The organism is 'Vigna radiata' phytoplasma (genome assembly GCF_030586915.1).
GTDB classification, from domain to species: Bacteria; Bacillota_I; Bacilli_A; order Acholeplasmatales; family Acholeplasmataceae; genus Phytoplasma; species Phytoplasma australasiaticum.
On record NZ_JAOSIS010000023.1, the window covers coordinates 1 to 8791 of the forward strand.

The following is an 8791-nucleotide window of genomic DNA, read 5'->3' on the forward strand; positions in this document are numbered from 1 at the left end:
TTTGCTGTTATCAATTACTCTTTCGAGATAATTAATCAAGCCCACCTTACAGTGTTTACGTGACCTCTGGAGATTATCACTCCAGGCTATTCGTTAAATAGCGGAATTATGCGCATCTTTTGCGCCCATTGCCGATAATAGGTTCATAAAAAATATCTATATTTTTGATATAACGATTTATTATTTTTTTATTTAAAGCCCTTACAATGACTTCTACTTCTGGTAACTCTGGCATGACAATAAACCTCCTTGGCTTTATATAACTATTTTGCAAATTAATTTAAATACCTTAAGTAAATTAATTTTTTTGATAAATTATTCACTTACATGAATAAATTTATCAATCAACAAAATTCCTTGTTCTTTAGATATATTTTTATTAATAAATAAATTACCCGTTATAATATTAATCTTTTGACCTGGTTGTAAAAAAAATTCCGGATTATCATTATCAATATGTTCAAAAACCAAAATTAATTCTGAAAAAATTTTTAAATCGGAATTAATAACTATTTTTGGCGAAATAGTATACCATTCTTTTGAAATTGCTAAATTTTTATCTTTATTATATCTTGCATACACTGCACAAGTTAAATTGTTAATAGGATAATTATTATATATGCTCTTATCAGATAATTTAGTGAAATTCATAAAAATTCACAAACCTTTCTAAACTAAAAATTTTTTTAAATAGGTACAATAATAGGCAAAATTAAAGGATTACGTAAAGTAGTTTCATAAATACGAGGAGTAATAAAATTAATAATAGCTTTCATTAAATAATTTTCATTAACTTTTTCAGAAGATAACAATTTTTGAATCATATGTTTAATATCATTAGATATTTTTTGAATAAAATCACCACTACCTTTCATATAAATAAATCCTCTAGATACGACCATTGGATGATTAATAATTCTTTTATTCTTCCAATCCATACTAACAATAATAGATAACAATCCTTCTTCATTTAAAATTTTTCTTTCCTTGATTATAGAATTACTTAAATCTTCTAAGCCAGAATCGTCAATATAAATATCATCATAAGGAATTTTGCCAACTAATTCAGATTTTGAAGGACTTAATCCTAAAACATCTCCATTATCCAAAATAAAAATATTCTCGGAAGGTATACCGCATTCAATAGCTAATTTTTTATGAGCCATTAACATAACATATTCACCATGAACTGGAATTAAAAAACGCGGTTTAATCAAGTTTAACATTAATTTTAAATCATTTTGACTAGCATGCCCGGAAGCATGAGTATCTACTAAAAAACCATGCAAAATAACATTAACTTCCATTTTATAAAGTAAATCTAAAACTTTATTAACGCTATCTTGGTTTCCCGGAATTGGAGAAGATGAAAAAATCACCGTATCTTTATGATTTAATTTAATTTGTCGATGAGTGCCATTAGCCATACGACTTAAAGCAGCTAATGGTTCCCCTTGGGAACCGGTGCATAATAAAGTAATATTTTCATCATTAGCATTAATGTTATTACTATTTGCTAAAAACTCTTTTGGCACTTTTAAATAACCGTTTTTAGCTCCTACTTCGATTGCTTTTTCCATACTACGGCCAAAAACAGCTACTTTTCTTTTAGTTAAAACACTAGCTTGAATAATTTGTTTAATACGATAATAATTAGAAGCAAAAGTAACAATAATAATTCTACCTTTAATTTGATAAAATAAATTATTAATAGTATCACCAATTTTATTTTCAGATTCTATAAATCCTTTTTGTTGGGCATTCGTAGAATCTGATAATAAACATAAAACTCCTTTTTTACCTAAATCAGCTAATTTAGCATAATTCGCTAAAGGACCTTCAGGAGTATGATCAATTTTAAAATCACCAGTATAAAAAATAATATTTTTATTATAATTAAAAACAATGCCAAAAGTATCAGGTATCGAATGATTCAAGCGTACAAAAGATACTTTAACCTGTCCGAATAATAATTCAGATTCTTCTTCATATTTTTCCAAAATATGCATATATTTTTGTAATTTATGCTCTGTTAATTTAAATTCAATCAAATCGTAAGCAATACCATTTACTAAAATCTTAGGTATTTTAACTTTACGCAACAAAAAAGGAATACTACCGATATGATCTTCATGACCATGCGTAATCAAAAGACATTCAATTCTATGTTCATTTTTAATTAAATATTCATAACTAGGAATTATATAATTAATACCTAAAAAAGAATCTTCAGAAAAAGACATACCCGAATCCATAATAAAAATTCTACCTTGAATTTCTACCACATACATATTTTTGCCTACTTCACCTAATCCGCCTAAAGCATAAAACAAAATGTCAAATTGTGGGTATTGTGAAATATGTGCTACCATTTGTAAAATTATCCTTTGCTTTCAATTACAATATTTGAAGTAAAATTTAAATCTTTATCTATCGATGAACGAGTTGCTGAGATTAAAACAGGAATGATAACAGGTTTTTTTTTAGTAGCTTTAAAAATAAATTTAGATAACTCTTCTCGTAAATTATTTTTAAAATCACTCCATTTAATTTGTTTATTAATATGTATAAATTGTGTGCTTATTTTCAAAAATAATTCTTTTAATTGACGAATTAAAGGTTCTATTTTAATTTTATCTAAAAAACCTTTACTAACCAACTTAATATTATCAATATCTCCGATAACCTTACGCAAACGTAAATCTAAATTACAAGCTATAATTAAAATACCATCATTAGCTAATAATTCACGATCTTTAATAATAAAATTATTGCCATCTATAACCGGTGTGCCATCAATTAAAATTTCACCCAAATTTTTAAAAAAATTTCTTTTAATTAAAGGTTTATGTACGCTATCATAAAGCCACATATCACCATTTTCTAACAAAAAAATTTTATTATCCGGAAAATTAAAATTTTGAGCCATTTTCTTTACATAATATTGATGTCTATATTCGCCTACAATGGGCAAAAAAAATTTTGGTTTTAATAAAGACAACAATAATTTTAAATATTCTTGATAATCATAAGATACATTTTGAAACAAATCTTTAATTAAAAATTCTACTTGAAAACCATGTCTTGCTAATATATCAACAGTTTTATTTTGAACTTTATCAATACCAGGCAAATCAACAGAAAATAATAAAATTTTGTCTGATATATGCAATCTCATTAAACGATCAGTTTTTTTGCACATACGTTGCAAACGGTAAAAAGATTCAAAACGTCTACCAAATACTAATACCACAACATTCTTATATTTTAAATAATCCTTAGAATTTTTTAAATTAATTAAAGTATTTTCAGGAATTTTTAAATATTTTTTTAATAAAGCGATATCAATAATTTTTTCACTCTTACGACCTAAAATAATAATTTTCAATTTAGATTGTACAGCCAAATCAATAACCATTTGAATTTTTAATAAATCTGGAATTAAAAAAGTAACAATAACATTATTTTCTATGCTCCCAAAAAAACTACTTAAATGATGTTCTAAAATTTCTTCTCGTTTAGGTTTTACTAAACTTAAAGAACCTTGTGAAACTAATAACAAAGCTAAAACCTTTTTACGAGCTAATTCCACTAAAGTTGTAAAATTAGTTTGAAAAAAATTATTTTTAGATTGTTGCATATGCATAGCACTCATATATATAATCATTCCCGAAGAAGTTTCAAAAGCTACACCTAAAGTTCCTGGCAAAAAATGAGATATCCCGAAAACAAAAATTTGAATATTATCAATAATAATTTTCATATCATCTTTAATAACATTCAATTTTAAAGAAGATAAATCTATATTTGCTTGTTTTAAATTAAATTTAATTACTTCTAAAGCAAAATCAGAAGCATAAATAGGGATAGACCATTCTTTAATTAAATAAGGTAAAGCTCCTGAATAAGTTTCTAAAGCTGAAGTAATAAAAATACCTTTAATTTCATTTTTAATAGATTCTAATTTATGATATTCCGGTAAAATAGCATCAATACCATTAACCAATACACTAGGATACTTTAAACCAGCATCTAAAATAAAATAAGAAGAATTGATTTTTAAGAGGTAAAAATTTTTACCATTCTCCCCTATACCCCCTAAAGCGAAAAAATTGATTTCTTGCATTTGTTTTAATAGAACTCCTTAAAAAATTAATAATATATATCATTAATTTAAACAATTTCGAAACATTTGTTACCGATTCTTTTAATTTTTTTATCATTATTAATTAAAATTTATAATATAAATATTATATTGGGAAAATAAAAATAAATAAATTTAATGTGATGTTAATTATTTTTGAAACCACTCTTATTTGGTTAATCACTATTTATTATAGCTTTAAAAAAATTAATATCAATTTTTTATATTTATTTAGAAAGTTATAAAATAAATAAAAATATGAAATATCCGATTAAAATAAATAATCAAAATTTTACTTATAATAAAAAAAGCAATTTAGGCAAACAATTAGAACAAGATATTAATTTAACTAATAATTTTTATAAGGAAAATAAAATTGCTTTTATTCATAAAAACGAGATCCCTATACAAGTAGTTAAAGTGGAATATGCTCAAAGAAATAAAACCAAAATTGTAGAAGCTTATTATCGTTTAAAATCCTTACCAGATTATCAAGGTATTTATAAAGGTAAATATTTGTCTTTCGATGTTAAAGAAACAAATAATTTAAATAAATTTCCTTTAAAAAATATTCCTAATCATCAAAAGGTTTGTTTACAAAACATACACGAACTAAAAGGAATAGCTTTTTTAATTATTAATTTTAAACGCTATAACCAATACTTCTATATGCCCATATCTTTTTTAATTAATTTTACAAAACAATATTCGTTAAAAAGTATTGATTATCAAACTTTTATTAACGAATTATGGCAAATACCTTATAGTTATCGCCCCAGATTAGATTATTTAAAAATCGTTAATAAATTTATCTAAAATATTAAAAATAAAATAAATCTTATAAGCCTAATTCTATATTTTCGTTAATAATAGGTTTTAAAAAACATAAAATAGATCCAATAACTAAATTAGTTAACCAAATGGTGACATTGATATAAATAAAAAATATCCAATATACAGATAAATTAAGGTTTAATTGGTTTATTATCCAAGAATCTGATTCAAATATACAAAACACAGAGTCATAAGCATAATAATAAAAAATATAAATACACACTATATAAGAAATAATTTGAATCAAAGAAATTAATAATAAACTAGTTATAATATTTTTTTTAATTAAATATGGCGATTTTCGAGTATAAAATAAACCAGACAAAGAATAAGCCATATATGGTAAAATAAAAAAAAATACTACAAACAATAATTGCAAATATTTTATTCTATTTAAACTAAATGCGGTAATAATAGACCATTCTAAAGCGGTATGGATCGCAACATAAATACAATTAGCACATAAACTAAATTTAAAACCAAACAAAAAACCTATTAAAATTATAGGTAATAATTCTAATTTTATTAAAGCTCCGTGACAATCTTGAAAAAAAAATTTAGTAAATACAAATTCAATGAAAAAAGAAATTGTTAATAATAAAGCGCTAATAATCACTTTTTTTAATGAAAAAATCTTCATAATGAACCTTTAATATACCTTTCTTATATTATACATTTTTATTAAGAAGGATAAACAAGAAAATTATTTAAAAATAATAAGTATGTTTGGCATAAATTATCCTAATAAATATTTTTTTAATTTCGTAATCAAAAATAATATCTTATATAAAAAAATTAATTATATCTATTTACCTGAAAACTAACTTTTATATTTTAAAAATATTTATATAAAAAATAATAATATAATATTTTGACATTATCTAGATTAAATCACATTTGAAAAAAATATTTTTTTAATTCGAATTAAAAAAATATTTATTTATTAAATTTTATTTTCTAAATTTATAAAATATTATTTATTATTTCATATAATCGATTACACCTTGTTTTAATAAAAACAAAAAATCTTGATTTGAAGCATTTAAAATATAATCATTAATATTAATATTTTGTAAAACTTTTTGAATCTCTTCTATTCGGAATAAAATATTTTTAAAAAAAACACAAAATTTATCTAAATTTTCTCTAATATGAAAAAAATCACCCCATAATTGCATTTTTTTAATATAACCATCTTCTAATTCTAAAGAAACTTTCACTTCACCCCATTCAAAACGATGTTGTAAAATTTTAGAATAAATAGGATGATTAAATAACCATGTAGAAGAATTATATTTAAGAGCCAATTCATTAATAGAAATTAAATCTTTATTCGTTAAAGTTAACTCTGTCTTTTTTAAGAAATTTTCCAAATAATAAATTAATTCGTATTGCGTCATATCAGGAAGATATTTTTTTAAATTAGTAACTCGCGAACGTACACTATCAATACCCTTAGAAATTAATTTTTGATTATTTGGAGTAATACATCGTATCATTGTATTAATATCACATTGATAAAGTAGAGTACCATGCATAACAATTCCATTTTTATTTTTCCAAAAAGCATTACCAGAAATTTTTTTACCCTTTAATAAAATATCATTTCGACCACTAAAATATAAAGGTATACCTAAACAATTAAAAGCTTTAATAATACGATTTAAATAGTTTTTAAAACTAAAATCTAAACATTTATTTCGAAAAATAAAACTAAAAATCGGAGTATTAAAATCATTATAAACGCAACCACCTCCGCTCGGCCTACGAAAAAATTCAATTTTATTTTTTTTAATAAATTCTAAATTAATTTCGTTTTCAATAATCTGATTACGACCAATTACTACCCCTTTCATGGTCCAGAAAAAAAAATAAATTTCATCATCATTCTTTAAAAAATAATTTAAAATATATTCTTCTAAACCATAATAAAAGTAGGGTTTATAATGAGATAATAAAGGATATTTAACTAAAATCATACATAATTTCCAATTTCTTTCTTTTGTTAACTAACAAAAAAAGTCAAATTCAATAAACAAAATAATATATTATATTTTTTTATTTATTAATTATTATATCTAAACTGATTATAAAGATTATTAAATATAATAATAAATAAATAAAATACCATCATTATAAAATCATATAATGATGGCGATATTTATCATAATAGATTAACTGAAATCAGTTTAAAAAAAATATTATTTATTATTTCTTTTATACAATTACAAACTAGCCACTCACAGAACCGGACAAGCAAGTTCCCAAGCATCCGGCGTCTAATGTCTAATTACAAATATTGAAACTCTTTCGTTATGTAAAGGTTATTACCTTTCATCGTTGTCAAGTGGTTCTAAAATATTCCCATTCTAGAATGAAACTGATGACTACTATAAATTTCGCTTTTTTTGGGGAGTAGCTAAAAGCTGTTTTAAATTTTTTTTAATAATCTACCTTTTCGGGAGATCTAAGTTGCAATATAATTCTAAATCAAGTTTTAAGTGTGGTTCACAGTTACTTTAAAACTGAGGCTGATAATTCATCAAACCTACTTTATAGTGTTTAGGTGACCCCCCCTCCAAAGATTATTATCATGATAGGCTATGCACTTTCGATAACAATATTATAAATATCTTTTAAAACTGACAAATATATTTAATAATGTTTACTATTTTATTAATGATTTTTTTTATTTGTGCGATTCAAAAATTAAACCAAGATGAATTAGTTTTAGATTTTCGATTTAATTCTTCTAATTCTTCTAATTGTTCAAATAATTTTTTTTGTGTATTTGATAAATTTTGTGGTGTATAAATTTTAACAATAACATAATGATCACCTATACTAAATGGAGAATTAACATAAGGAACTCCTTTGTTTTTTAATCTAAATTTAGTATCAGTTTGTGTACCAGCAGGAATTTTTAATTGAACATTACCATGAATAGTGTCGACATTAATAATTGTACCCAAAGCTGCTTGATAAAAATTAATTAATATTGAAGAAAAAATATCATTGCCTTTACGTTGAAAAGTTTTATGAGGTTGAACATTAATATCGACATACAAATCACCATTAGGCGCTCCTGAAGGGCCTTGATGACCTTGATTCGGGGATTTCAATCTCATACCACTTTCCACGCCTGCAGGTATATTTAAAGTTACTTTATGTTCACTTTTAACCATACCTACACCTTTACAAAATTTACATTCTGCTAAAATAATTTTTTTATTACCGCCACATTCAGGACATATTTGTTTCGAAACACTTACAAACCAACCTTGTTGAGTATAAGAAATATAACCATTTCCTTTACAAACATTACAAATTCGAATGTCATTTTTAGTTTTAGCTCCTGTACCATCGCATTTTTCACAATTTTCTTTAACATTGAATGTAACAGTTTTTTGAGTACCTAAAACAGATTCCATAAAGCTAATAGTTAATTTTATATGATGATCTTCACCTTTAATATCTTCTTGATGGCGATTGCTTTTTCTACGTCCAAAAAAACTTGAAAATAAATCTTCAAATTCTTCAAAATTAGCACTTTGAAAACCTTGAAAATCACTATTAAAACCTTGATTGTTAAAATTATGACCCATTTGATCATATTGAGCTCGTTTGTTGGTATTACTTAATACATCAAAAGCTTCTTGTACTTCTTTAAATTTAGCATCAGCATTAGCTTCTTTACAAACATCAGGATGATATTTTTTCGAAAGACGTCGATAAGCTTTTTTAATATCATCCAATTTAGCATCACGTGATAATTCTAAAACTTCATAATAGTCTTTTTTTTGTTTCAAAATA

8 protein-coding genes are annotated in these 8791 nt (G+C 23.8%); 1 reads left to right on the plus strand and 7 read right to left on the minus strand.

Annotated features, from left to right (window positions below; translation table 11 throughout):
- Window positions 1-106 precede the first annotated feature (106 nt).
- From OC710_RS02110 to OC710_RS02125, 4 genes are all read right to left on the minus strand, one after another.
- Window positions 107-235: a DNA-formamidopyrimidine glycosylase family protein gene (locus tag OC710_RS02110; RefSeq protein ID WP_004994825.1), complete on the minus strand. Its 129-nt coding sequence runs from the start codon at window positions 233-235 to the stop codon at window positions 107-109.
- Window positions 236-315: 80 nt separating this feature from the next.
- Window positions 316-651, minus strand: a complete 336-nt coding sequence (locus OC710_RS02115) for a hypothetical protein (protein ID WP_004994827.1) — start codon at window positions 649-651, stop codon at window positions 316-318.
- A 35-nt stretch (window positions 652-686) separates the two neighbouring features.
- Window positions 687-2372, minus strand: coding sequence for a ribonuclease J (locus OC710_RS02120; RefSeq protein ID WP_004994829.1), 1686 nt, complete (start codon window positions 2370-2372; stop codon window positions 687-689).
- Between the two features lie 8 nt (window positions 2373-2380).
- Entirely contained in the window at window positions 2381-4126 is a 1746-nt protein-coding gene (locus OC710_RS02125) for a ribonuclease J (protein ID WP_004994831.1), read from the minus strand.
- Window positions 4127-4402: 276 nt separating this feature from the next.
- Here OC710_RS02125 and recU point away from each other — a divergent pair, with 276 nt between their 5' ends.
- On the plus strand, window positions 4403-4960 hold the full coding sequence (recU, locus tag OC710_RS02130) for a Holliday junction resolvase RecU (protein ID WP_004994833.1): 558 nt from the start codon (window positions 4403-4405) through the stop codon (window positions 4958-4960).
- A gap of 22 nt (window positions 4961-4982) precedes the next feature.
- On the opposite strand, the gene OC710_RS02135 is transcribed toward recU, so the two are convergent.
- The 3 genes from OC710_RS02135 to dnaJ all read right to left on the minus strand — a co-directional run.
- Window positions 4983-5618, minus strand: a complete 636-nt coding sequence (locus OC710_RS02135; protein ID WP_004994835.1) for a hypothetical protein — start codon at window positions 5616-5618, stop codon at window positions 4983-4985.
- A 340-nt stretch (window positions 5619-5958) separates the two neighbouring features.
- Complete coding sequence (locus tag OC710_RS02140; protein WP_004994836.1) at window positions 5959-6957, minus strand: lipoate--protein ligase; 999 nt, start codon at window positions 6955-6957, stop codon at window positions 5959-5961.
- A gap of 723 nt (window positions 6958-7680) precedes the next feature.
- On the minus strand, window positions 7681-8791 hold a 1111-nt coding region (gene dnaJ, locus OC710_RS02145; RefSeq protein WP_304514981.1), incomplete at its 5' end, for a molecular chaperone DnaJ.

What these genes read in the sequence shown, in the direction of transcription:
- OC710_RS02110 (WP_004994825.1), bottom strand. Translation starts at nt 235, where the DNA reads ATGCCAGAGTTACCAGAAGTAGAAGTCATTGTAAGGGCTTTAAATAAA.
- OC710_RS02115 (WP_004994827.1), bottom strand. Translation starts at nt 651, where the DNA reads ATGAATTTCACTAAATTATCTGATAAGAGCATATATAATAATTATCCT.
- OC710_RS02120 (WP_004994829.1), bottom strand. Translation starts at nt 2,372, where the DNA reads ATGGTAGCACATATTTCACAATACCCACAATTTGACATTTTGTTTTAT.
- OC710_RS02125 (WP_004994831.1), bottom strand. Translation starts at nt 4,126, where the DNA reads ATGCAAGAAATCAATTTTTTCGCTTTAGGGGGTATAGGGGAGAATGGT.
- recU (WP_004994833.1), top strand. Translation starts at nt 4,403, where the DNA reads ATGAAATATCCGATTAAAATAAATAATCAAAATTTTACTTATAATAAA.
- OC710_RS02135 (WP_004994835.1), bottom strand. Translation starts at nt 5,618, where the DNA reads ATGAAGATTTTTTCATTAAAAAAAGTGATTATTAGCGCTTTATTATTA.
- OC710_RS02140 (WP_004994836.1), bottom strand. Translation starts at nt 6,957, where the DNA reads ATGATTTTAGTTAAATATCCTTTATTATCTCATTATAAACCCTACTTT.